Source organism: Enterobacter sp. MF024 (genome assembly GCF_005843915.1).
Lineage (GTDB): Bacteria > Pseudomonadota > Gammaproteobacteria > Enterobacterales > Enterobacteriaceae > Enterobacter > Enterobacter barmai.
The window spans coordinates 378,580-401,931 of the sequence record NZ_VCBB01000003.1 but is presented as its reverse complement, the minus strand read 5'-3'; the positions used below and the strand labels follow the sequence as shown (position 1 = coordinate 401,931).

Annotated in this window: 18 protein-coding genes and 10 tRNA genes; 2 read left to right on the top strand and 26 right to left on the bottom strand. The window is 54.1% G+C overall.

The window, feature by feature from the left end; translation table 11 throughout:
* Positions 1-53: 53 nt before the first annotated feature.
* The 11 genes from FFB58_RS08415 to miaB form a co-directional block, all read right to left on the bottom strand.
* Positions 54-1,712 (bottom strand): ShlB/FhaC/HecB family hemolysin secretion/activation protein, encoded by a 1,659-nt coding sequence (locus FFB58_RS08415; protein ID WP_138369724.1) that lies wholly within the window; start codon positions 1,710-1,712, stop codon positions 54-56.
* 357 nt (positions 1,713-2,069) lie between these two features.
* Positions 2,070-3,005: a pyrimidine-specific ribonucleoside hydrolase RihA gene (gene rihA / locus FFB58_RS08410; RefSeq protein ID WP_138369599.1), complete on the bottom strand. Its 936-nt coding sequence runs from the start codon at positions 3,003-3,005 to the stop codon at positions 2,070-2,072.
* Between the two features lie 122 nt (positions 3,006-3,127).
* Entirely contained in the window at positions 3,128-3,853 is a 726-nt protein-coding gene (locus FFB58_RS08405; RefSeq protein WP_138369598.1) for an amino acid ABC transporter ATP-binding protein, read from the bottom strand.
* Complete coding sequence (gltK, locus tag FFB58_RS08400; protein ID WP_039031355.1) at positions 3,853-4,527, bottom strand: glutamate/aspartate ABC transporter permease GltK; 675 nt, start codon at positions 4,525-4,527, stop codon at positions 3,853-3,855. The genes FFB58_RS08405 and gltK overlap by 1 nt, the downstream gene beginning before the upstream one ends.
* Positions 4,527-5,267: a glutamate/aspartate ABC transporter permease GltJ gene (gene gltJ, locus FFB58_RS08395; RefSeq protein WP_039031354.1), complete on the bottom strand. Its 741-nt coding sequence runs from the start codon at positions 5,265-5,267 to the stop codon at positions 4,527-4,529. Before gltJ ends, gltK begins: the two co-directional genes overlap by 1 nt.
* Positions 5,268-5,425: 158 nt before the next feature.
* Positions 5,426-6,334 carry an amino acid ABC transporter substrate-binding protein gene (locus tag FFB58_RS08390; protein ID WP_171029941.1) on the bottom strand — a complete coding sequence of 303 codons (909 nt, stop codon included), beginning with the start codon at positions 6,332-6,334 and terminating at the stop codon, positions 5,426-5,428.
* A gap of 415 nt (positions 6,335-6,749) precedes the next feature.
* On the bottom strand, positions 6,750-8,288 hold the full coding sequence (gene lnt / locus FFB58_RS08385; RefSeq protein ID WP_138369596.1) for an apolipoprotein N-acyltransferase: 1,539 nt from the start codon (positions 8,286-8,288) through the stop codon (positions 6,750-6,752).
* A gap of 5 nt (positions 8,289-8,293) precedes the next feature.
* Positions 8,294-9,172, bottom strand: a complete 879-nt coding sequence (corC, locus tag FFB58_RS08380; protein ID WP_039031351.1) for a CNNM family magnesium/cobalt transport protein CorC — start codon at positions 9,170-9,172, stop codon at positions 8,294-8,296.
* A gap of 104 nt (positions 9,173-9,276) precedes the next feature.
* Positions 9,277-9,744, bottom strand: a complete 468-nt coding sequence (gene ybeY / locus FFB58_RS08375; RefSeq protein ID WP_039031350.1) for an rRNA maturation RNase YbeY — start codon at positions 9,742-9,744, stop codon at positions 9,277-9,279.
* Positions 9,741-10,787 (bottom strand): PhoH family protein, encoded by a 1,047-nt coding sequence (locus FFB58_RS08370; protein WP_138369595.1) that lies wholly within the window; start codon positions 10,785-10,787, stop codon positions 9,741-9,743. The genes ybeY and FFB58_RS08370 overlap by 4 nt, the downstream gene beginning before the upstream one ends.
* A gap of 151 nt (positions 10,788-10,938) precedes the next feature.
* Positions 10,939-12,369, bottom strand: coding sequence for a tRNA (N6-isopentenyl adenosine(37)-C2)-methylthiotransferase MiaB (miaB, locus tag FFB58_RS08365; protein ID WP_039031348.1), 1,431 nt, complete (start codon positions 12,367-12,369; stop codon positions 10,939-10,941).
* A 136-nt stretch (positions 12,370-12,505) separates the two neighbouring features.
* On the opposite strand from miaB, the gene ubiF reads away from it, so the two are divergent.
* A complete protein-coding gene (gene ubiF, locus FFB58_RS08355; protein WP_138369593.1) occupies positions 12,506-13,681 on the top strand; it encodes a 3-demethoxyubiquinol 3-hydroxylase in 1,176 nt (391 codons plus the stop codon).
* Between the two features lie 96 nt (positions 13,682-13,777).
* Here ubiF and FFB58_RS08350 read toward each other — a convergent pair.
* The 15 genes from FFB58_RS08350 to nagB form a co-directional block, all read right to left on the bottom strand.
* Positions 13,778-13,852, bottom strand: a tRNA-Gln gene (locus FFB58_RS08350).
* A gap of 39 nt (positions 13,853-13,891) precedes the next feature.
* Positions 13,892-13,966, bottom strand: a tRNA-Gln gene (locus tag FFB58_RS08345).
* Positions 13,967-14,005: 39 nt separating this feature from the next.
* A tRNA-Gln gene (locus FFB58_RS08340) sits at positions 14,006-14,080 on the bottom strand.
* A 44-nt stretch (positions 14,081-14,124) separates the two neighbouring features.
* Positions 14,125-14,201 (bottom strand) — tRNA-Met (locus tag FFB58_RS08335).
* A 16-nt stretch (positions 14,202-14,217) separates the two neighbouring features.
* Positions 14,218-14,292, bottom strand: a tRNA-Gln gene (locus FFB58_RS08330).
* A gap of 33 nt (positions 14,293-14,325) precedes the next feature.
* Positions 14,326-14,400: transfer RNA gene (locus FFB58_RS08325), tRNA-Gln, on the bottom strand.
* 33 nt (positions 14,401-14,433) lie between these two features.
* A tRNA-Gln gene (locus FFB58_RS08320) sits at positions 14,434-14,508 on the bottom strand.
* Between the two features lie 33 nt (positions 14,509-14,541).
* Positions 14,542-14,616: transfer RNA gene (locus FFB58_RS08315), tRNA-Gln, on the bottom strand.
* 23 nt (positions 14,617-14,639) lie between these two features.
* A tRNA-Leu gene (locus FFB58_RS08310) sits at positions 14,640-14,724 on the bottom strand.
* 8 nt (positions 14,725-14,732) lie between these two features.
* Positions 14,733-14,809, bottom strand: a tRNA-Met gene (locus FFB58_RS08305).
* A gap of 225 nt (positions 14,810-15,034) precedes the next feature.
* The gene (gene asnB, locus FFB58_RS08300) at positions 15,035-16,699 is read right to left on the bottom strand and encodes an asparagine synthase B (protein WP_138369592.1); all 1,665 of its coding nucleotides are present in this window, start codon (positions 16,697-16,699) and stop codon (positions 15,035-15,037) included.
* 250 nt (positions 16,700-16,949) lie between these two features.
* Positions 16,950-17,702, bottom strand: a complete 753-nt coding sequence (gene nagD, locus FFB58_RS08295; RefSeq protein WP_039031345.1) for a ribonucleotide monophosphatase NagD — start codon at positions 17,700-17,702, stop codon at positions 16,950-16,952.
* A gap of 45 nt (positions 17,703-17,747) precedes the next feature.
* On the bottom strand, positions 17,748-18,968 hold the full coding sequence (locus FFB58_RS08290; protein WP_039031344.1) for an N-acetylglucosamine repressor: 1,221 nt from the start codon (positions 18,966-18,968) through the stop codon (positions 17,748-17,750).
* An 8-nt stretch (positions 18,969-18,976) separates the two neighbouring features.
* Complete coding sequence (nagA, locus tag FFB58_RS08285; protein WP_039031343.1) at positions 18,977-20,125, bottom strand: N-acetylglucosamine-6-phosphate deacetylase; 1,149 nt, start codon at positions 20,123-20,125, stop codon at positions 18,977-18,979.
* A 55-nt stretch (positions 20,126-20,180) separates the two neighbouring features.
* Positions 20,181-20,981 carry a glucosamine-6-phosphate deaminase gene (gene nagB, locus FFB58_RS08280; protein WP_039031342.1) on the bottom strand — a complete coding sequence of 267 codons (801 nt, stop codon included), beginning with the start codon at positions 20,979-20,981 and terminating at the stop codon, positions 20,181-20,183.
* Positions 20,982-21,305: 324 nt separating this feature from the next.
* On the opposite strand from nagB, the gene nagE reads away from it, so the two are divergent.
* Positions 21,306-23,327 (top strand): N-acetylglucosamine-specific PTS transporter subunit IIBC, encoded by a 2,022-nt coding sequence (nagE, locus tag FFB58_RS08275; RefSeq protein ID WP_138369591.1) that lies wholly within the window; start codon positions 21,306-21,308, stop codon positions 23,325-23,327.
* Positions 23,328-23,352: the final 25 nt, after the last annotated feature.

Sequence of the window (23,352 nt, the reverse complement as noted above, 5' to 3'; positions counted from 1 at the left end):
TGAAAATATTTCCGAAAATTACTGCTAAATAAACGAGTGATTCTTTATGTTGTTTAGTACCTCCATTGCAATGAAAAACCCATATTAAGCGCATCAGTATGATAACTCTCGGGTTTCACAAGTGGTGTGCCGATAAAAAGGTCGTATTGAGTCGCCAGTTTTTCCCCACGCAAACCCACTACCGCGCCGGATAATACTTTTCCGGATTGATACCGATCGCTGCCGATAATTTTTCCTGCATCAAGACCGACATAAAATTGCTGGTCGGGTGTTGGGATGTTCCAGATAAAATCATTGCGCAGATACCATCCCTGGTTACTGGATAGCGTGCTTTCACCATCAAACCCTCTTACTGACCAGCGGTTGCCAATATTAAATAAATTATCGCTGGATAAGGTATCAGGGCTAATTTGCAGACTAAAATGCGGAGCCCAGGCGAACTTTTCTCCGGTATTGTCAAACTTCATTAATGCTTTAATGTCGGCACGAACGACGCGTGCCTGTTTATTATATAAACCCGCCTTTTCTTCAGGCGTTGGCGTTGAGCTCAGCCAGCCTAACCGATGCTGCATCGTTATTCCGGCATCGACGATCTTTTTGTTGAAATAGTGCTGGTGGCGTACACCCAGTTCCCAGGCGGGATTTTGCTTACGCATTACCATCAATTCCTCACCGCCAAAATAGTAACGGGAACGGCTTTTAGACACTCGTGCGCTCAGCGAGGTTTTTTGGTCCCGGGTATGAGAGATCAGTCGTTCCAGCGTGGCGCTGTAATAACGGTTCTTGCTTTCATAATCTACCGTTGAGTAATTCCCCCTGAACTGTTGCAGGTAGGTGCTGTGAGACGCATAAACGCTAAGATTCCAGTAGCCGAAGGGAACAGAGTAATAGAGGCTGCTGTTATGGTTGCCGTCATTTTTCTGCTGATATTCCACATCGCCGCCTGCAGCGAGATAAAGGATATCGTCAAGGGTAGTCAAATCATAAAGGTACAGCGCAGCACCGCCCTGATAGCGTCCACTGGCGCGGCTTCCCGCATCATCCAGCCAGGCGCCGAGTTGCCACATTTTATCCAGCTTGCGGGTAATGACGATGTCGGTTTCGCCGTACTGCTTCCCGGGCTGTAATTTCATATGAGCCGATGTGCCAGGGAGGCGCTGGAGATTCGCCATACCCATTTCTAAGTCTTTCAGATTTAATATGTTATCTGAAGAGGTGGGCATTGTGTTCCACAGACGGGTTTCGTCATTTTCGGTTTTCGCATCATATGCTATTTCTCCTACCCGGCCATAAACCAACGTCAGGATTAGAATGCCATTCGCCATATCCTGAGAAGGGATATCAATCAGTGAAGTAATGTACCCACGCGCGATAAGTTCATTTTGTAACGCGTGCGCCAGTAGTTGAATGCCATTTATGCCAAGGCATCGTGATTTCGCCTGGGCGGTCAATTTGCCGAGCATTCTGCGGGTGAGGGCTGCGTCATCTGATTCGATGACCACGTCATTAATATATTTGCAGACGGACTCTTCAGGAAACTTAAGCATTTTCTCACCGGTATAAATGCTGCCGGGTGTATATTCCTGCTCCATCGGTTTTAACGCCGTCTGGCGTGCTTTGTCCTGTTCCGATTGTGTGGTGGCTGGATGACTATTACTGGCGTAGACATGTTTACCCCCCCCGGCATAAATAAACAGGCCAGTAATAAGCATAACGCAAGTTTTTCGCATAAAAGAAATCCATTTCATTTGAAGTTGATTTAATGACTTAATCATTCAGAGTTCCATCCCTGAATTAACGCCGTTTTTATGGTCGAGGTTATCGGAATAATAATAGAAATAAAGTGAATTATATTTTGAGGAGTACTTAATTCCGATTTACTTACTGACAATTTACTGGGGTGATACCTTTATAAAAAGATGAGGGATAATAGCGAAAGCGTTAGCGCGGTGCTACGTGTCTTTTTCTTAATTCTTTATGAATTGATAGCTGAAATTATGATCTTAATAGATGTGCTGAATGATTCATCTCTGCGCTCTGGTCCTGGGACAAGAGCGCAGGCTTTTGAATTAATTGTAGAATGCAAGTCTCTGCGCCAGCAGATCAACAAAGGCGGCACGGTTTATATCTGTTAACACCGTGGCGTTAGGGGAGTTACCGGTTAAAAAGTAATAATCCACGACGGTCATACCCTGGGTATATTTCCCCTGCGTCTCGACGCCAACCCAGCGCTCGATAGCGGTGAACATATCGGGTTTAAGTAGCCAGGCGATGGTACAGGGATCGTGCAATGGCGCCCCGTGGAAACCCCATTTTTCCGCTTTATGGTAAGCCATAAAGAAGTCCAGCAGCTCCGCCACTGTGGTCGCCACCGGGTTACCAATACGGCGAAAACGCTCAATATCCTCCGCCATAATTTGCGCCTTGTGCGTCACATCCAGCCCGGCCATTACTACCGGGATGCCGGACTGAAAAACGATTTCGGCGGCTTCGGGGTCGACATAAATGTTGAATTCCGCCGCGGGCGTCCAGTTGCCCAGCCCCATCGCGCCGCCCATGATCACAATCCGGGCGATTTTTGTGTGCAGTTCAGGGTGAGCGTTCAACAGCAGAGCGACGTTAGTCTGCGGGCCGGTTGCCACCAGCGTCACCGGTTCAGGGCTTTCACGCAGTACCTTTGCCATCAGTTCCACGGCCGTGCAATCCTGCGGGGCAAAATCGGGCTCAGGCAGGGCAGGGCCATCAAGACCGCTTTCACCGTGCACGTTGTCGGCAATAATCAAATCGCGCATCAGAGGCTTGGTTGCCCCACCAGCCACCGGAATATCGCTGCGTTTTAAAAGCGTCAGCATTCGCAGCACGTTGCGCAGGGTTTTGTCCGGAGTCTGGTTTCCGGCAGAAGAGGTCACCGCCTTGAGTTCCAGTTCTGGTGAGGCGAGGGCGAGGACGAGAGCGATCGCGTCATCATGACCCGGGTCGCAATCGAGGATAATAGGTAGTGCCATTGAATTCTCCATTTCTCAGTGTTGTTTTGTGACAAGGCTAACGCTGAAGAGAGGAGCAGACGAGGCAAACAGATGAAAAGCGTGAAGCGGTGCGCAATCTGAGCAATTGCGCACCAGAGGGATTAATGCAGAATTTTGGCGAGGAAGTCTTTAGCGCGTTCGGACTGAGGGTTGGCAAAGAAATCTTCCTTGGCCGAATCCTCGACGATTTTGCCTTCATCCATAAAGATGACGCGGTTCGCCACTTTACGCGCAAAGCCCATTTCGTGGGTCACCACCATCATGGTCATCCCTTCATTGGCCAGCTCAACCATGACGTCCAGCACCTCGTTGATCATCTCAGGATCGAGTGCCGACGTGGGTTCATCAAACAGCATGGCCACCGGATCCATGCACAGCGCGCGGGCAATCGCCACGCGCTGCTGCTGGCCGCCGGAGAGCTGCGCCGGGAACTTATCGGCATGTGCAGAAAGCCCTACGCGCTCAAGCAGTTTCAGGCCTTTCTCGCGTGCTGCTGCTTTGTCGCGCTTGAGGACTTTTACCTGGGCCAGGGTCAGGTTCTCAATGATCGACAGATGCGGGAACAGTTCAAAGTGCTGGAACACCATCCCGACGTTGGAGCGCAGCTTCGCCAGGTTGGTTTTCTTGTCATTCACTTTGGTGCCGTTGACGGTGATCTCGCCCTGCTGCACTGGCTCAAGGCCGTTCACGGTTTTGATCAGCGTGGATTTACCGGAGCCGGACGGCCCGCAAACCACCACCACCTCGCCCTTTTTCACTTCCGTGGAGCAGTCGGTCAGCACCTGAAAGTGCCCATACCATTTAGAAACATTTTTCAGGGAAATCATTACACTGTCCTTTTCTTCAGCCAGCTGACCAACAGCGACGCGCTTAAACTAATTGCAAAATAGACCGCACCTGCGAACAGGATCATCTCAACCTGAGTACCATCGCGCTCGCCGATGGTGGAGGCGGTACGGAAGAAGTCTGCCAGGCTCAGTACATACACCAGCGAGGTGTCCTGGAACAATACGATGCCCTGGGTCAGCAGCAGCGGAACCATGGCGCGGAACGCCTGCGGCAGAATGATGAGCTTCATCGACTGCCAGTGGGTCATGCCTAACGCCAGCGCGGCGCTGGACTGCCCGCGGGAGATACTCTGGATCCCGGCACGGATAATCTCCGAGTAGTACGCCGCCTCAAACATGGAGAAGGCCACCATCGCCGAGATCAGGCGGATGTCAGATTTCGGCGACAGGCCAAGCACGTCCTGCAGCAGACCGGGTACGATGAGATAGAACCACAGCAGCACCATCACCAGCGGGATGGAACGAAACACGTTGACGTAGGCCGTTGCAAACCAGGCGACAGGCTTAAAGCTCGACAGGCGCATCACCGCCAGCAGCGTACCCCAGACAATCCCGACCACCACCGCCGTCAGGGTGATCTTCAGGGTGATAATCAGCCCATCAATCAGGTAGGGCAGGGAAGGAACAATAGAACTCCAGTCAAACTCGTACATTATTTGCCCCCCAGGTTGCCCGGCAGGCGAACTTTACGTTCGACCAGGTTCATCACCAGCATAATCACAGCGTTAATCAGCACGTACGCCAGGGTAATGGCGGTAAAGGATTCCCACGCGTGGGCGGAATAGTCCAGCAGTTTACCCGCCTGCGCGGCCATATCCACCAGACCGATCGTGGAGGCGATGGCCGAGTTTTTCACCAGGTTCATCATCTCCGAGGTCATCGGCGGCACAATCACGCGATAGGCATTCGGCAGCAGAACATAGCGGTAAGCCTGCGGCAGGGTCAGACCCATCGCCAGTGCGGCATTTTTTTGTCCGCGTGGCAGCGACTGGATCGCCGCACGTACCTGCTCACAAACACGGGCAGCGGTAAACAGGCCGAGGCAGAGCATCGAGGAGACAAAGAACTGAACGTTCGGATCCAGTTCAGATTTGAACCACATGCCGATATCTTCCGGTAACAGTTCAGGAATGACCAGATACCAGGTAAAGAACTGCACGATTAACGGAACGTTACGGAACAGTTCGACGTAGAGGGTTCCCAGCGAAGAGAGAAAACGGTTAGGGACGGTACGTAAAATACCGAACAACGAGCCGACGAGAAACGCAATAATCCAGGCGGTGATCGACAGTGCAACCGTGACCTGAAAACCGCTCCACAGCCAGCCAAGATAGGTGGTGTTGCCGAACGGGGCTTGCTGCAGGAAAATGCCCCAGTTCCAGTCAATTGACATAGTAAACTCCAGAAAAAAAAGGGTAGCAGCGCTACCCTCGAAGATTGGTGAGAAGCTTTAATGTTCGCGCTGAGTGGGGAACGACCACTCAACGTTTAGTCTGTCCGCGCTTCCCGACAATCGAGAGGGCAGGAGATCCCGCCCCTTAGTGGTTCTAATTAGTTAAGTGCCTTGTCATTCGGTTCTTTAAACAGCGCTTTCATGTCGTCAGACAGTTCAAAGTTCATGTTCAGATTCTTTGGTGGGATTGGGTTCTTGAACCACTTATCGAACCATTTTTCCGCGTCGCCAGAGGTCTGAACCTGAGCGATGGTGTCATCGACCAGTTTCTTAAATTCCGCATCGTCTTTACGCATCATGCAGCCATAGGCCTCTTTGGACTGCGCGGTGCCCACGATCTCCCAGTTGTCTGGTTTCTTCGCTTTAGCACGTTCACCGGCCAACAGGGCATCATCCATCATAAAGGCAACTGCGCGGCCGCTTTCCAGGGTACGGAAAGAGTCACCGTGGTCTTTGGCGCTGATGATACGCATGTCCATTTTCTTCTCTTCATTCAGCTTGTGCAGCAGAACTTCAGAGGTGGTACCGGAGGTCACAACCACCGCTTTGCCTTTCAGGTCGTCAAAGTCTTTAATCTCGCCGCCTTTTTTGGTCAGCAGACGGGTACCCACCACGAAGATCGTGTCGGAGAAGGCAGCCTGTTTTTGACGCTCAAGGTTGTTGGTGGTGGAGCCACACTCAAAATCGAAGGTGCCGTTTTGCAGCAGCGGGATACGGTTTTGTGAAGTGATTGGGATCAGCTTCACTTCCAGATTCGGTTTGTTCAGCTTTTTCTTCACCGCGTCAACGATCGCGTTGGAGTAATCCTGTGAGTAGCCCACGACTTTTTGCGTGTTGTCGTAGTATGAGAACGGAACAGATGACTCACGGTGGCCGACCACAATCACGCCGTTTTTAGCGATTTTTTCCAGGGTGCCGCCTGCTGCCGGAGCAGCATCTTCAGCGTGAACCACGCCTGCGGACAATCCCATCACCAGCATTGCTGTGGCCAGTTTACGTAATTGCATATCCAACTCCTTTTTTATCAGCGTCAGAGACGCATTGATATTCGGTGTGATGTTGTTATAGCTCGCGCGATACGAGTGCAGTGTTATACATGTTTGTTAACATTTAGTTTGGCTTAATGTAAAGATTTTGCTGCGTTATTGTTTATTTTTGCGAAGCGCGCCGCACCATTCAGAGGCATAAATCTTTCGTTGCACCGTTTCGGTGCTACCGGTGAGCTATGCTGGTGCGACAAGGTTTCACATTAAGCCAAATCGCGTTTACGTGAATAAATAAAGCAACAGGCGTGCCAGAATTAACCCCCACCCCGGCCCTCTCCCTGAAAGGGAGAGGGAGAAAGGCAAGCAGGATGGGGCAAATATGAAAGGACGATCCCCTCTCCCCTAAGGGGAGAGGGTTAGGGTGAGGGGGAAAAAGCTACTTACAACGCTGGCGCAAACTCATCAGCAAAGCGCCGAAACCGAACAGGGCGGTGAGGATCCACAGCGGCCAGTTGCCGGTGCGGGCGTACGGCGTCAGCCCCGTGGCGGGTGTGACTTTTGCCGTCAGTACGTCGCGGGTGAACTGCGGGAGCATGGCCTGAATTTCGCCCTGCGGGCCAATCACGGCAGTGATACCGTTGTTGGTGCTGCGCAGCAGAGGACGCGCCAGCTCCAGGGAGCGCATCCGCGCCATCTGGAAGTGCTGCCATGGACCAATCGACTTACCGAACCAGGCATCGTTAGAGATAGTCAGCAGGTAGTCAGTGTTCGGGCGGAAATTATCCCGCACCTGTTCACCCAGGATGATCTCGTAGCAGATGGCGGCGGTCAGCAGAAATCCGTGTGCGCTCAGCTGAGGCTGAACGTAAGAACCCCGGCTAAAGGAGGACATCGGCAGATCGAAGAACGGTGCCAGCGGACGCAGAATCGACTCCAGCGGCACAAACTCACCAAAAGGTACCAGGTGATTCTTGTTGTAGCGGTTAGTCGACTCGTAGCTGTACGGGTTGTCTTTCCCAAGCGTAATGATGGTGTTGTAAGTGTCGTAACGGTTTTGCTTGTTCAGACGCGCGTCAACGATACCGGTGATCAGGGTGGAGTTTCGCGCCCGCAGCAGATCGTCCATCATGGCAAGAAAACGCTGCTGGTTAATCTCCAGATCCGGAATTGCCGACTCCGGCCAGATAATCAGCTGGGATTTGCCCATCTCTTTCTGGGTGGCATCCAGATAAATTTTCAGGGTGTTGATCAGCTGGCCTTCATCCCATTTCAGCGACTGAGGGATATCGCCCTGAACCATCGACACCTGGGTTGCGCGTTCCGGTTCAAGAGTGAACCACTGGATATAACGCAGCGGGAAAGGCAGGGCAAAGAGCACCAGAGCCATCACCAGCGGTCGCCAGTTGCGCTGCACCAGCGCCAGCACCAGCAGGCCACTCACCACCATCAGCAGGAAGTTGATCGCCTCGACGCCCATCACCGGCGCCAGCCCTTTCAGCGGGCCGTCTATCTGGCTGTAGCCAAACTGTAGCCACGGAAATCCGGTCAGCACCCAGCCGCGCAGGAACTCGGTTACCTGCCAGACCACCGGGGCGGCAATGGCCACACGCAGCCAGCTGGTTTTCGGCCACAGGCGCGAGAGGATCCCGGCGAACAGACCGGTGTACAGCGAGAGGTACGCCGCCAGCAGCACCACGAGGAAGACGTTCACCGGGCCTGGCATGCCGCCAAACTGGGCAATGCTGACGTAAACCCAGTTAATACCGGCGCCAAACAGGCCCAGACCCCAGAAATAGCCAATCGCCGCCGCCTGAACAGGGCGTCGGTTAAGCGTCAGCCCCTGAAGTCCCATCAGGGAGAGCAGGGCAGCAGGCCAGAAGTCGTAAGGGGAAAAAGCCAGCGTACCGCTGGCTCCGAGGATTAGCGCCAGCAGCAAACGCGTGCGCTGGCGTTCAAACAGTGGGGCAAATGCCATTTAAATCAATCATCCAGTGTGGGTTGCGGAGCATCGTCCGGCATTCTTACATGAACCTGAATAATACGTCGACTGTCGGCCATCGCCACCTTGAACTGGTAACCGTCTATTTCCACGGTCTCGCCACGCGCTGGCAGGTGACCAAACGCCTGCATTACCAGCCCGCCGATGGTATCCACCTCTTCATCGCTGAAGTGGGTCCCGAAGGTGTCATTGAAATCTTCGATTGGGGCGAGCGCACGCACGGTCCAGGTGTGGCGGCTCAGCTGACGGAAGTCGATATCCTCTTCTTCGTCATACTCGTCTTCGATTTCACCCACGATCAGTTCAAGAATATCTTCGATGGTGACCAGGCCCGAAACACCGCCAAATTCATCGATAACAATCGCCATATGGTAGCGCTGGGAGCGGAACTCTTTCAGCATGCGGTCAACACGCTTGCTCTCCGGAACAACCACCGCCGGGCGTAACACTTTTTCCATGCTGAAGGCTTCGGAATCGCTGAGCATAAACGGCAGCAGATCTTTAGCCATCAAAATCCCTTCGATGTGATCTTTGTCTTCGCTGATCACCGGGAAACGCGAGTGAGCGGATTCGATGATGACATCGAGGCACTCGTCCAGGGTCTGGTTGCGTTTCAGGGTAATCATCTGGGAACGCGGGATCATGATATCGCGAACGCGCTGGTCGGCGATGTCCATTACCCCTTCGAGCATCTCGCGCGTATCCTCATCGATAAGCTCGTTTTGCCCGGAGTCACGGATGAGCTCCAGAAGGTCGTCACGGTTTTTAGGTTCCCCGTGGAACAGCTGGCTCAGAAGGAGGGAGAAAAATCCTTTTTTGCTGTTTGGTGTGTCGCTACTGTGTGAATTGTCGTCGCTCATGGCGTTTGTTAAGGGTTCTCATGTTGGTCTATTGATTGCCGCCGCGGACTTTTGTCATACGCAACGGCACATTATGCCAGCAGGGCGCAAGCGCGCCCTACAGACTACTCTTTCTCGGCAATGTACGGATCCTCATAGCCCAGAGCAAGCATTATCTCTGTCTCGAGGGATTCCATCTCTTCTGCTTCGTCATCTTCAATGTGGTCGTAACCCAGCAGATGCAGGCTGCCGTGCACTACCATATGCGCCCAGTGGGCCTCGAGCGGCTTCTGCTGCTCCTGCGCTTCCTGCTCCACCACCTGACGACAGATGATCAAATCACCCAGCAGCGGCAGTTCAATGCCCGGCGGCGCTTCGAACGGGAAAGAGAGGACGTTAGTCGGCTTATCTTTCCCGCGGTAGGTCAGGTTCAGCTCGTGGCTTTCTGCTTCATCCACCAGGCGAATCGTCACTTCCGACTCTTCCTGAAACTGGGGGATGACGGCATTCAGCCACGCCTGGAACTGGCTCTCTTCCGGCAGGCCGGAAGACTCTTCACATGCCAGTTGTAAATCGAGGATCACCTGACTCATTTCTGCTCTTGCTCCTGGGCTTCGCGTTTGCGCTCCGCTGCCTGTTCTGCTTTACGTTTTTGATCTGCTGCTTCCCACGCTTCATACGCCGTGACGATACGGGCTACCACCGGGTGGCGCACCACGTCTTCGCTGTGGAAGAAGTTAAAGCTGATTTCGTCCACTTCGCTCAGCACTTCGATGGCATGGCGCAGACCGGATTTGGTGCTGCGCGGCAGGTCGATCTGGGTGATGTCGCCGGTGATCACCGCTTTGGAGTTAAAGCCAATACGGGTCAGGAACATCTTCATCTGTTCGATGGTGGTGTTCTGGCTCTCATCCAGAATGATGAACGCATCGTTCAATGTGCGCCCGCGCATGTAGGCCAGCGGGGCTACTTCGATGACGTTACGTTCGATCAGTTTTTCGACCTTCTCGAAGCCAAGCATCTCGAACAGCGCATCGTACAGCGGACGCAGATACGGGTCGACTTTCTGGCTCAGATCGCCGGGTAAAAAGCCGAGCTTTTCGCCCGCTTCCACCGCAGGGCGGGTAAGCAGAATACGGCGGATCTCCTGGCGCTCCAGGGCATCCACGGCGGCCGCTACCGCAAGGTAGGTCTTACCCGTACCCGCCGGGCCGACGCCGAAGGTAATATCATGGTCGAGAATATTGGCGATGTACTGCGCCTGGTTTGGCGTGCGGGGCTTAATTACCCCACGCTTGGTTTTGATATGGATGGCTTTGCCATATTCCGGAACGCTCTCAGCGCTCTGCTCCAGCACGCGCGCTTCTTTGATCGCCAGATGGATCTGTTCCGGCTCAATATCCTGGATTTCGCCGCGCATTGGCGCGGTATCGACGTACAGGCTATTGAGAATATCCGCAGCTGCATTAACGCAGATGGCGCGGCCGGTGAGTTTGAAATGGTTATCGCGACGGTTAATCTCGATACCCAGACGTCGCTCCAGTTGTTTGATGTTGTCATCAAACGGCCCGCACAGGCTCAGCAGGCGAGCGTTGTCTGCTGGCTCAAGGGTAATTTCACGCGTATCTATATTCAAACCGTTCCTCTTAATGTCTCGGGTGTCATAAGGCAGTGGGTCTGTCTTATGAAATTATTCACGCCACAGGTTAAAGGCGCAAGCATTGCGAAGGATATGGGGGAGAACAGGGGGAAATGCAAGGCCTGCCAGAAACGGCAGGCCTCGGAGATTATGGCTGATAAACGCCGACACCCAGATCGCTTTCTTTACGGGTACGGGCAATGACCGACTCTGGCGATTCAACGACCCGCAGGCCCATTTCATCTTCGGTGCGCACCAGTTTTCCACGCAGGGAGTTGGTCAGCACTTCAAGGATCTCGATATCAACAAACTTACCTACCAGATCCGGCGTGCCTTCGAAGTTCACCACGCGGTTGTTCTCCGTACGGCCAGAGAGCTGCATGATGCTCTTACGTGAAGTGCCTTCTACCAGCACGCGCTGAACGGTGCCGAGCATCCGACGGCTCCAGGCGTTCGCCTGCTGGTTGATGCGATCCTGCAGAATATAGAGACGCTGCTTTTTCACCTCATCCGGCACGTCATCAACCATATCGGCGGCAGGCGTGCCTGGACGGGCAGAGAAGATGAAGCTGTAGCTCACGTCGAAGTTCACATCACCAATGACCTTCATGGTGCGCTCAAAATCCTCGTCCGTTTCACCCGGGAAGCCAACGATAAAGTCAGAGCTGATCTGGATATCCGGGCGCGCTTCACGCAGCTTGCGGATAATCGCTTTATATTCCAGCGCGGTGTGGGTACGGCCCATCAGGTTCAGCACGCGGTCAGAACCACACTGGATAGGCAGATGCAGGAAGCTCACCAGCTCTGGCGTATCGCGGTAAACATCGATGATGTCATCGGTGAATTCGATCGGGTGGCTGGTGGTGAAGCGGATGCGGTCGATACCGTCGATAGCCGCGACCAGACGCAGCAGTTCAGCAAAGGTGCCGGTGCTGCCGTCATAGTTCTCGCCGCGCCAGGCGTTAACGTTCTGCCCGAGCAGGTTAACTTCGCGCACGCCCTGGGCCGCCAGCTGGGCGATCTCAAACAGGATGTCGTCGCATGGACGGCTGACTTCTTCGCCGCGGGTATAAGGCACCACGCAGTACGTACAGTACTTATTGCAGCCTTCCATGATTGAGACGAAGGCGGTCGGGCCATCCGCGCGCGGTTCCGGCAGACGGTCGAATTTTTCGATTTCCGGGAAGCTGACGTCGATGATCGCCTTGCGCTGGCCGGTCCCGCGTACGGAGTTGATCATCTCCGGCAGACGGTGCAGGGTTTGCGGGCCAAAAATTATGTCGACGTAGTGGGCGCGCTGACGGATCAGCTTGCCTTCCTGGGAGGCGACACAGCCGCCGACGCCGATGATCACTTCGGGTCTTTTCTGTTTGATCAGCTTCCAGCGGCCTAGCTGGTGAAAGACTTTCTCCTGCGCCTTCTCACGGATCGAGCAGGTGTTCAGCAGCAACACGTCTGCCTCTTCCGCCACGTCGGTGAGTTGATACCCATGGGTGGCATCCAGCAGATCGGCCATCTTGGATGAATCGTATTCGTTCATCTGACAGCCCCAGGTTTTAATATGGAGTTTTTTTGTCATCGACTTGCTCGTGCTCAGGATTGCAGGGCGCGTATTGTAATGCTTTGGTGCGGTTGTGACCAGTATGAAGCTTGTCAGCCTCAAGACCAAAAAAATCCGGTAAACTTAGGGGATTATCAAATAAGGACAAATGACCATGACAATCCAACAAGCCGGGATCGCCGTTGTCGGCGGCGGTATGGTCGGCGGCGCGCTGGCGCTGGGGCTGGCGCAACAGGGGTTTGACGTAACGGTGATCGAACAGGCGATGCCGCCCGCTTTTGACGCTTCACAGCATCCGGATGTGCGTATCTCAGCGATCAGCGCTGCGTCGGTTGATCTGCTTCGCGGGCTGGGGGTCTGGGACGCGGTGCTGGCCATGCGCGCCCATCCGTATCGCCGCCTGGAGACCTGGGAGTGGGAAAATGCCCATGTGGTATTTGACGCCACGGAGCTTAAGCTCCCGCTGCTGGGCTACATGGTAGAAAATACGGTTCTGCAACAGGCGCTCTGGCAGGCACTGGAGGCGCATCCGCAGGTTACGCTGCGCGTCCCGGCGTCGGTGAAAAATCTTCACCGCCACAACGACCAGCATCTGGTTGAGCTGGATAACGGCGAGCAGCTGGCGGTGAAGCTGCTGATTGGTGCCGACGGCGCGAATTCCCGTGTACGCGAGCTGGCGGGGATCGGTATTCATGCCTGGCAGTATCAACAGTCCTGCATGCTGATTACCGTCGCCTGCGAGAACGATCCCGGTGACAGTACCTGGCAGCACTTTACGCCGAACGGCCCGCACGCCTTTTTGCCCCTGTTCGATCGCTGGGCATCCCTGGTGTGGTATGACACCCCGGCACGCATACGCCAGCTGCAGGGGTTCACGATGGAACAGCTGCAGCGCGAAATCGCCCACCACTTCCCGGCGCGTCTGGGTAAGGTGACGCCGGTCGCTGCAGGGGCGTTCCCGCTGACGCGTCGTCATGCGCTGAAATATGCCCGCGAAGGGCTGGCGCTGGTCGGGGACGCGGCGCATACCATTCATCCGCTGGCGGGGCAGGGGGTTAACCTGGGCTATCGTGACGTAGAGGCCTTGCTGGACGTACTCAGCAACGCCCGCAGCCATGGCGAAGCCTGGGCCAGCCATCAGGTGCTCAAGCGTTATCAGACCCGACGAATGGCGGATAACTTCATTATGCAATCAGGGATGGATCTGTTTTACGCCGGATTCAGCAACGACCTTGGGCCGCTGCGTATTCTGCGGAACATCGGGTTGATAGCGGCACAGCGGGCGGGTGCCCTGAAGCGTCAGGCGCTGAAGTACGCCTTAGGGCTTTAACACTCTTCCATGCCGGGTGAGGCGAAGCCGCCACCCGGCATTTAAATGCAGGAACGCAGAAAAGCAAAAAGCTCGCCGAAGCGAGCTTTTTTTGTGTGGCTGGGGTGCAGGGATTCGAACCCCGGAATGCTGGTATCAGAAACCAGAGCCTTACCGCTTGGCGACACCCCAATTGCGTTAAACAATACATCATTTAACGACTTTGTAAAATGGCTGGGGTACGAGGATTCGAACCTCGGAATGCTGGTATCAGAAACCAGAGCCTTACCGCTTGGCGACACCCCAATTGCGTTAAACAATACATCATTTAACGACTTTGTAAAATGGCTGGGGTACGAGGATTCGAACCTCGGAATGCTGGTATCAGAAACCAGAGCCTTACCGCTTGGCGATACCCCAACAATTTTTTTGGTTTTACCGACCGGAATCGATACAACCTTATATGGTGGCTACGACGGGATTCGAACCTGTGACCCCATCATTATGAGTGATGTGCTCTAACCAACTGAGCTACGTAGCCAGACTGCTTTCTTCGATGGCTGGGGTACCTGGATTCGAACCAGGGAATGCCGGTATCAAAAACCGGTGCCTTACCGCTTGGCGATACCCCAATAACCGCGGAGAACCGCAAAATCGAAGAAATATGGCTGGGGTACCTGGATTCGAACCAGGGAATGCCGGTATCAAAAACCGGTGCCTTACCGCTTGGCGATACCCCAATAACCGCGGAGAACCGCAAAATCGAAGAAATATGGCTGGGGTACCTGGATTCGAACCAGGGAATGCCGGTATCAAAAACCGGTGCCTTACCGCTTGGCGATACCCCAATAACCGCGGAGAACCGCAAAATCGAAGAAATATGGCTGGGGTACCTGGATTCGAACCAGGGAATGCCGGTATCAAAAACCGGTGCCTTACCGCTTGGCGATACCCCATCCGTGCAACGCTTACCTGGGAATGGTGCGGGAGGCGAGACTTGAACTCGCACACCTTGCGGCGCCAGAACCTAAATCTGGTGCGTCTACCAATTTCGCCACTCCCGCAAAAAAGATGGTGGCTACGACGGGATTCGAACCTGTGACCCCATCATTATGAGTGATGTGCTCTAACCAACTGAGCTACGTAGCCATCTTTTTTTCGCGTTACCTTATCGGCGTTGCGGGGCGCATTATGCGTATAGACCCTTGCAGCGTCAACACCTTTTTCAACGAAAATCTCTGGAATGTGACTGTTTGGTTAGGTTGCGAACAGCATGGCCGATTATTCGGCAATTATTGGTTATTAATCGTTTTTGTCCAGCGAAACGCGAGGCAAAAAAAGAGGCCCCGAAGGGCCTCATGGCGATCTGATGAATTACTTATAGGCGGACTGATGCACACCCACGGCACGCCCTGATGGATCGTTCATGGTTTTGAATGCTTCATCCCACTCAATGGCTTTCGCAGAGGAGCAGGCGACGGAAGGGCCGCCAGGAACACACTCTGCTGCGCTTGGCAGCGGGAACAGCTCTTCGAAGATCTCACGGTACAGATAAGCTTCTTTCGAACCCGGCGTGTTGTACGGGAAGCGGAAGCTGGCGGTTTCCAGTTGCTGATCGGAAATCTGCTTAGCGGCCACCTCTTTCAGGGTGTCGATCCAGCTGTAACCTACGCCGTCAGAGAACTGCTCTTTCTGACGCCATGCCACACTTGCCGGCAGGTAAGATTCGAAGCATTCACGCAGAACGTGTTTCTCCATCTTGCCGTTGCCGCACATTTTATCCTGCGGGTTGATACGCATTGCCACGTCGAGGAATTTTTTATCCAGGAAAGGCACGCGCGCTTCAACGCCCCAGGCAGACATCGCTTTGTTAGCACGGGCGCAGTCAAACATGTGCAGCGCCTGCAGTTTACGCACGGTCTCTTCGTGCAGCTCTTTGGCATCCGGCGCTTTGTGGAAGTACAGGTAGCCGCCAAAGACCTCATCTGAACCTTCGCCGGAGAGCACCATCTTGATGCCCATCGCTTTGATTTTACGTGACATCAGATACATCGGCGTGGAGGCGCGGATGGTGGTCACATCATAGGTTTCAATGTGATAGATAACGTCGCGAATCGCATCCAGCCCTTCCTGCACGGTGAAGTGAATTTCATGGTGCACGGTGCCTAGGTGGTTTGCCACTTCCTGCGCGGCTTTCAGGTCGGGTGAACCTTCCAGGCCGACGGCGAAGGAGTGCAGCTGCGGCCACCAGGCTTCGGAGCGCTCCTGATCTTCCACGCGACGTGCAGCGTATTTTTTGGTGATCGCCGAGATAACGGACGAGTCCAGACCGCCGGAGAGCAGCACGCCGTATGGCACGTCTGACATCAGATGGCTTTTTACTGAATCTTCCAGCGCCTGACGCAGTTCGTTTTTATCCGTGACATTGTCTTTAACGGCATCGTAGTCGAACCAGTCGCGCTGATAGTACTGGCGAATTTCGCCATCCTGGCTCCACAGGTAGCTGCCCGCCGGGAACTCTTTAATGGTGCGGCAAACCGGCACCAGGGCTTTCATTTCAGAGGCGACATAGAAGTTGCCGTGCTCATCGTGGCCCATATACAGCGGGATAATCCCGATGTGATCACGACCAATCAGATACGCATCTTTTTCGCTGTCATACAGAGCGAAGGCAAACATGCCCTGCAGATCGTCCAGGAATTCCGGGCCTTTCTCCTGGTACATCGCCAGGATCACTTCGCAGTCTGAACCGGTCTGGAAGGTATAGCGATCGCCGTATTCCGCACGCAGCGCCTGATGGTTGTAGATTTCACCGTTGACCGCCAGCGCGTGGGTTTTTTTCTCGTTATATAACGGCTGGGCACCGGCGTTGACGTCCACAATCGACAGACGCTCATGCGCCAGAATCGCTTTGTCGCTGGCGTAAACACCGGACCAGTCCGGGCCGCGATGGCGCATCAGACGGGACAGTTCCAGTGCTTTTTTACGCAGTTCGACTGCGTCAGTTTTGATATCCAGTACGCCGAAAATTGAACACATAACCTTCTCCATTAACCCTGTTGCAGTGTGATGTTGCTTGCTTATGAAAATGCCGCAAAAGGGGAGGGGCGGCAAGCGTTTTGCCGGGTAAAAAACAAAAAGTGCAATGTCGATTGTCGAATGTTGAAAAAAGCGTACGTATTGAGCTGGTTTATTGATGATTATTCAGTACCTGGCGTTTTCTATTAGATGGAGGGCTGTTTTAGTGGCGGTAAAATGAAAAAACCACGTCCGGGGACGTGGTTTCGGGTTACAGAACATCAATTTCCGCGACCGAGGGATAAATCCAGCTCGGCCTGAACGGCATTGAATCGATGTCGTCCAGAGTGGATACCCCCGACAACACCAGAATGGTTTCCAGTCCGGCCTGGAAGCCCGCCAGAATATCGGTGCGCAGGTTGTCACCCACGATCACCGTATCTTCCGAGTGAGCCTGCATCTTGTTAAGCGCCGCACGGATGATCCAAGGGCTGGGCTTACCGACATAAAAAGGCAGGCGGCCGGTCATCTTCTCGATGCCGGCGCAGAGCGCCCCGCAGGCCGGATAAAAGCCGCGGCCGTGGGTATCCGGGTTGGTGGCGATAAAGCGGGCGCCGTTGGCGACAAAGAAGGCCGCCTTGTGCATCATCTCCCAGTTATAGGAGCGCGTTTCGCCAACGATAACGAAGTCTGGATTGACATCGGTGATGGTGAAGCCCGCTTTATAGAGCTCATGGATCAGTGCGCCTTCGCCGACCACATAGGCCTTTTTGCCTTCCTGACGCTTCAGGAAATCTGCGGTAGCCATTGCGGAGGTATAAAACACGCTGTCGGGGACATTAATACCGGCGGTGGCAAAACGGTTCGCCAGATCCTGTCCTGTCTGCGACGGGAAGTTGGTGAGCAGAACCAGCGGCATGCCTTTTTCCATGATGCCGTTAAGAAATTCCGCTGCGCCCGGTACGGCAACGTTGTCGTGCATCAGCACGCCGTCGATATCACAAATAACATTCTTAATAGTCATGAACTTCCCGACATCCAAAAAAGAAGGCGACACTATAAAACGCTGTCAGCTTTCCAGCAAACGCTGCAACAGGATACCGTTAAGCATGGCGCGTTTTACCAGCGCAAAGGCGCCAATCGCGGAGCGGTCGTTCAGCGCGGAGCGAACGACAGGCAGATTCTGGCGAAACGCCTTCAGCGCCTGAGTATTGATGCACCCTTCGATAGCGGGCAGCAGCACTTTTTCGGCTTCGGTAATTTCACCGGCGATCACCACTTTTTGTGGGTTAAACAGGTTGATCGCGATAGCAATGGTTTTGCCCAGATGGCGGCCAACCTGTTCGATCACTTCACAGGCCAGTGCATCACCTTTATTGGCGGCCCGGCAGATGGCGTTGATTTTGCAGTCATCGAGCGTGACCCGGCTCTGATAACCCTGTTCCAGCAGGTGGCGGACGCGATGTTCAATGGCGGCGTTAGCGGCGACGGTTTCCAGACAGCCAAAGTTGCCGCAGTGGCAGCGCTCACCCAGCGGATCAACCTGAATGTGGCCAATCTCGCCCACGTTACCGTTACGGCCGATAAAGATGCGCCCGTTGGAGATGATACCGGCACCCGTACCCCGGTGAACGCGCACCAGAATTGAGTCTTCACAATCCTGGCTCGCACCAAAGTAGTGCTCCGCCAGGGCCAGGCTGCGGATATCGTGGCCGACAAAGCAGGTGACGGCGAAGCGCTTTTCCAGGGCGTCGATCAGCGCCCAGTTCTCCACCTGAATATGCGGCATATAGCGGATCACCCCGCTCTCGGGGTCGACGAGCCCGGGCAGGATCACCGAAATGGCGATCAGCTCGCGGATTTTGCGCTGGCAGGATTCGATGAACTGCTCGATGGCGTTGAGCAGGGCATGTTCAAGGGTCTCCTGGGTGCGTTCCGGCAGCGCGTAATGCTCTTCAGCAACGGCCTTGCTGCTCAGATCGTACAGGGTCAGGGTGGCGTCATGACGCCCAAGGCGTACGCCAATGGCGTGGAAATTGCGGGTTTCGGTAACGATGGAGATAGCGCGACGGCCCCCGGTGGAGGCCTGCTGATCCACTTCTTTGATCAACCCGCGCTCAATGAGCTGACGGGTAATTTTGGTCACGCTGGCGGGGGCAAGCTGGCTCTGTTCTGCAATCTGGATCCGTGAGATGGGTCCGTGCTGGTCGATCAGTCGATATACCGCCGCACTGTTTAGCTGCTTTACCAGATCAACGTTGCCAATTTGAGCTTGTCCGCCAGGTGTCATACTTTTGTTTACTCTGTAACGACCTCGTTACCATTAACGATGGTCTTGATGATTTTATAATCCTGTGTGAATGCGGTGAGGTTAGCGACCATACCCGGAGCAATACTGCCCAGCTGTTTGTCTACGCCAATCGCGCGTGCCGGATAAAGCGTCGCCATACGCAGCACTTCATCAAGAGCAATGCTGCAGTGTTCAACCAGATTACGCACGCCTTCGATCATGGTCAGAGCCGAACCGCTTAACGTTCCGTTCTCATCCACACAGAGTCCATTCCGGTAGTATATTGTTTTACCAGCAAAAATGAACTGTTCAATATTTGCCCCTGCCGGTGCCGTTGCGTCGGTCACCAGGCACAGCTTGTCGCCTTTCAGACGTTTGGCGTTACGCACGTTGGCGTAATCGACGTGTAAACCGTCGGCAATGATGCCGCAGTAGACGTCTGGCTCATCGAAGATCGCCCCGGCCAGACCCGGCTCACGCCCGGTAATATACGGCATGGCGTTATAAAGATGCGTTGCGAAGGTGATACCCGCGCGAAAGCCCACTTTGGCCTCTTTCAGCGTGGCGTTGGAGTGGCCGGCAGAGACCACAATGCCCGCGCCCGCCAGCTTGCGGATCACTTCCGGGTCGACCATTTCTGGCGCCAGGGTCACTTTGGTGATCACATCCGCATTCGCGCACAGGAAATCAACCAGCTCGTTGTCAGGTTGACGGACGAAATCCGGATTATGGGTGCCTTTCTTAACGATATTCAGCCACGGACCTTCAAGGTGCAGGCCCAGCGCCTGGTGCGGGTATTTCGCCAGGTATTCACGCATCACGCGAACGCCTTGCTTCATCAGGTCGTCGCTGGTGGTGATCAGCGTTGGCAGGTAGCTGGTGCAGCCCGATCTTTCATTGGCGCGCTGCATAATTTCCAGCGTTTCAACCGTTACGGCGTCTGCGGTATCGTTGAACTGCACGCCGCCGCAGCCGTTAAGCTGTACGTCGATAAAACCGGGGGAGATGATTGCTCCATTGAGCGAGCGTTGTTCGATGTCCGCTGGCAGTTCGGCCAGTGGGCAGACACGTTCAATCAGGCCATTTGCGATCACAATCGCATGGTCATCCAGAATTTCATGGCCGGTATAAATCCGACCGTGGGTTAAAGCGTACATAACGACCCCCGGTTTAAAATAGCATCCCGTCTCTGCAGGCAGAGACGGCGTCACATTACAGACCTTTAATGTTTTCTGCTTCTAATTCGTTGAAATATTTTAACGTCTTGACTTTCAGTTCCATGGTGGACGGCTCATCACACACCACAACCGCTTTCGGATGCAGCTGCAGGCAGCTGATGGTCCACATGTGGTTGACGTTGCCTTCTACTGCCGCCTGAAGCGCCTGCGCTTTTACGCTGCCCAGCACCAGAATCATCACTTCTTCCGCGTCCAGCAGGGTACCCACGCCAACGGTCAGTGCGTATTTTGGCACCTGGTTAACGTCGCCATCAAAGAAACGGGAGTTTGCCACACGGGTGTCATGGGTCAGTGTTTTGATGCGGGTACGGGAGGCCAGGGAAGAGGCTGGCTCGTTAAACGCGATGTGGCCATCGTTGCCCACGCCACCCATGAACAGATGGATTTTGCCGTAAGCACGGATTTTTTCTTCATAATGACGGCATTCAGCGTCGATATCCGGTGCATTACCATCCAGCAGGTTAATATTTCCCGGTTTAATATCAATGTGATCAAAGAAATTACGGTGCATGAAGCTATGGTAGCTTTCCGGATGATCTTTTGGCAGGCCAACGTACTCGTCCATGTTGAAGGTAACCACATGTTCGAAGCTAACCTGGCCCGCTTTATGCATCTCAACCAGGGCTTTATAGGCGGTAAGAGGTGTGCCACCGGTAGGCAGACCGAGTACAAAAGGACGATCGGCTGTAGGTTTGAACGCGTTAATACGGTTTACGATATGGCGAGCAGCCCATTTGCCGACTTGTTCTGCGGTTGCCAGGGGGATCAGTCTCATTATTCACCTCTGAAGTTTAGTAAGAGTTGGCGGATTGCTTGTCGGGGCATGATCTAAGCCTAACCTGGTTCACACCGAGAGGGGGCAATTCGTCTTGATTTTTCGTATCATAAAATAAGTTTTCGCTGTTTGCCAGTCCAGGGGAGGGGGATAAACAATATTTGGTGACAAAACTCACAAAAAGTACGCGTTTAATTTGCGATACGAATTAATTTTCCACACACTCTCAAAGCCAGTGAATCATCAACTGTATTTACAAGTTAGTGACACAATAAAAACACAGCTGAGAATACACCGTTAACGGGGTCTCATAGGGGGAACAAATTGAGCATTTTAGGTTACTTACAAAAGGTAGGCCGCGCCTTGATGGTGCCGGTCGCCACGCTGCCAGCGGCAGCGATTCTCATGGGTATCGGTTACTGGATTGACCCGATAAGTTGGGGCGGTGATAACGCCCTGGCTGCTTTGTTAATCAAATCGGGCGCCGCCATTATCGATAACATGTCCGTACTGTTTGCCATTGGTGTGGCTTATGGTATGTCCAAAGATAAAGACGGTGCTGCGGCGTTGACCGGTTTTGTGGGCTTCCTTGTGCTGACCACGCTCTGCTCCCCGGCTGCGGTTTCAATGATCCAGAAGATCCCTGCGGACCAGGTTCCAGCAGCGTTCGGTAAGATCAGCAACCAGTTCGTGGGTATCCTGGTGGGTATCATCTCCGCTGAACTTTACAACCGCTTCAGCGGCGTTGAGCTGCCAAAAGCGCTCTCCTTCTTCAGCGGTCGTCGTCTGGTGCCGATCCTGACCTCCTTCGTGATGATCGCTGTGGCCTTCATTCTGATGTACATCTGGCCGGTGATCTTCGACGGTCTGGTGAACTTCGGTGAGCACATCCAGAAACTGGGTTCCGTCGGTGCGGGCGTGTATGCGTTCTTCAACCGTCTGCTGATCCCGGTCGGTCTGCACCACGCGCTGAACTCCGTATTCTGGTTTGACGTTGCGGGCATTAACGATATCCCTAACTTCCTCGGCGGTGCACAGTCGATTGCTGCTGGCAAAGCAGAAATCGGTATTACGGGTCGTTATCAGGCGGGCTTCTTCCCGATTATGATGTTCGGTCTGCCGGGTGCAGCGCTGGCTATCTACCACTGCGCGCGTCCTGAGAACAAAGCAAAAGTTCTGGGTATCATGATGGCGGGCGCATTCGCGGCCTTCTTCACCGGTATCACCGAGCCGCTGGAATTCTCCTTCATGTTCGTGGCACCCGTACTGTACGTCATCCACGCTGTACTGACCGGTATCTCCGTGTTCATCGCAGCAAGCATGCATTGGATTTCAGGTTTTGGTTTCAGCGCAGGTCTGGTGGATATGATGCTTTGGGTGCGTAACCCACTGGCAACACACTGGTATATGCTGATCCCACAAGGTCTCGTGTTCTTCGCTATCTACTACGTGGTGTTCCGCTTCACCATCACCAAATTCAACCTGATGACTCCGGGTCGTGAGCTGGCGGTTGCCGGTAGCGAAGCCGATGGTCAGGACGTGAACGTGAGTGCTGCTACCACCGAAGACGTTTCTGGTCTGGCGCGTCAGTACATCGCTGCGGTTGGTGGTTCAGACAACCTGACCGGTATCGATGCCTGCATCACCCGTCTGCGTCTGAACGTGAAAGACTCCTCTCTGGTCAACGAAGCGATGGCTAAGCGTCTGGGCGCGTCTGGCGTTATCCGCCTGAACAAAACCAGCGTGCAGATTATCGTTGGCTTCGTGGCTGAGAAGATCGCTAATGCAATGAAAACCACCGGTCCTGTCGCTGCCGCTGCCGCATCTCCGGCGCCTGCCGCCGCACCTGTTGCCGCTAAGCCACAGGCTGTTGCCAACGCCACCACCATCGCAGCGCTGGTTTCGCCAGTGACCGGCGACGTGGTTGCCCTGGAGCAGGTTCCTGATGAGGCCTTCGCCAGCAAAGCGGTGGGTGATGGCGTAGCGGTTAAACCAACGGATAAAACCGTGGTTTCTCCGGCAGCCGGTACCATCGTTAAAATCTTTAACACCAACCACGCATTCTGCCTGGAAACAGAGAAAGGCGCGGAGATCGTTGTCCACATGGGTATCGATACCGTTGCGCTGGGTGGCCAGGGCTTTAAACGCCTGGTCGAAGAGGGTGCAGAAGTGGTTGCGGGTCAGCCGGTTCTGGAGATGGATCTCGACTTCCTGAACGCCAATGCGCGCTCCATGATTAGCCCGGTTGTCTGCAGCAATATCGACGACTTCAGCGGCCTGGTTATCAAAGCGCAGGGTCAGGTGGTTGCCGGTCAGACACCTCTGTATGAAATTAAAGGCAAATGAGTGCTCCTGAGTAAGCGTTAATGCC

What these genes read in the sequence shown, in the direction of transcription:
- FFB58_RS08415 (WP_138369724.1), bottom strand. Translation starts at nt 1,712, where the DNA reads ATGCTTATTACTGGCCTGTTTATTTATGCCGGGGGGGGTAAACATGTC.
- rihA (WP_138369599.1), bottom strand. Translation starts at nt 3,005, where the DNA reads ATGGCACTACCTATTATCCTCGATTGCGACCCGGGTCATGATGACGCG.
- FFB58_RS08405 (WP_138369598.1), bottom strand. Translation starts at nt 3,853, where the DNA reads ATGATTTCCCTGAAAAATGTTTCTAAATGGTATGGGCACTTTCAGGTG.
- gltK (WP_039031355.1), bottom strand. Translation starts at nt 4,527, where the DNA reads ATGTACGAGTTTGACTGGAGTTCTATTGTTCCTTCCCTGCCCTACCTG.
- gltJ (WP_039031354.1), bottom strand. Translation starts at nt 5,267, where the DNA reads ATGTCAATTGACTGGAACTGGGGCATTTTCCTGCAGCAAGCCCCGTTC.
- FFB58_RS08390 (WP_171029941.1), bottom strand. Translation starts at nt 6,334, where the DNA reads ATGCAATTACGTAAACTGGCCACAGCAATGCTGGTGATGGGATTGTCC.
- lnt (WP_138369596.1), bottom strand. Translation starts at nt 8,288, where the DNA reads ATGGCATTTGCCCCACTGTTTGAACGCCAGCGCACGCGTTTGCTGCTG.
- corC (WP_039031351.1), bottom strand. Translation starts at nt 9,172, where the DNA reads ATGAGCGACGACAATTCACACAGTAGCGACACACCAAACAGCAAAAAA.
- ybeY (WP_039031350.1), bottom strand. Translation starts at nt 9,744, where the DNA reads ATGAGTCAGGTGATCCTCGATTTACAACTGGCATGTGAAGAGTCTTCC.
- miaB (WP_039031348.1), bottom strand. Translation starts at nt 12,369, where the DNA reads ATGACAAAAAAACTCCATATTAAAACCTGGGGCTGTCAGATGAACGAA.
- ubiF (WP_138369593.1), top strand. Translation starts at nt 12,506, where the DNA reads ATGACAATCCAACAAGCCGGGATCGCCGTTGTCGGCGGCGGTATGGTC.
- asnB (WP_138369592.1), bottom strand. Translation starts at nt 16,699, where the DNA reads ATGTGTTCAATTTTCGGCGTACTGGATATCAAAACTGACGCAGTCGAA.
- nagD (WP_039031345.1), bottom strand. Translation starts at nt 17,702, where the DNA reads ATGACTATTAAGAATGTTATTTGTGATATCGACGGCGTGCTGATGCAC.
- FFB58_RS08290 (WP_039031344.1), bottom strand. Translation starts at nt 18,968, where the DNA reads ATGACACCTGGCGGACAAGCTCAAATTGGCAACGTTGATCTGGTAAAG.
- nagA (WP_039031343.1), bottom strand. Translation starts at nt 20,125, where the DNA reads ATGTACGCTTTAACCCACGGTCGGATTTATACCGGCCATGAAATTCTG.
- nagB (WP_039031342.1), bottom strand. Translation starts at nt 20,981, where the DNA reads ATGAGACTGATCCCCCTGGCAACCGCAGAACAAGTCGGCAAATGGGCT.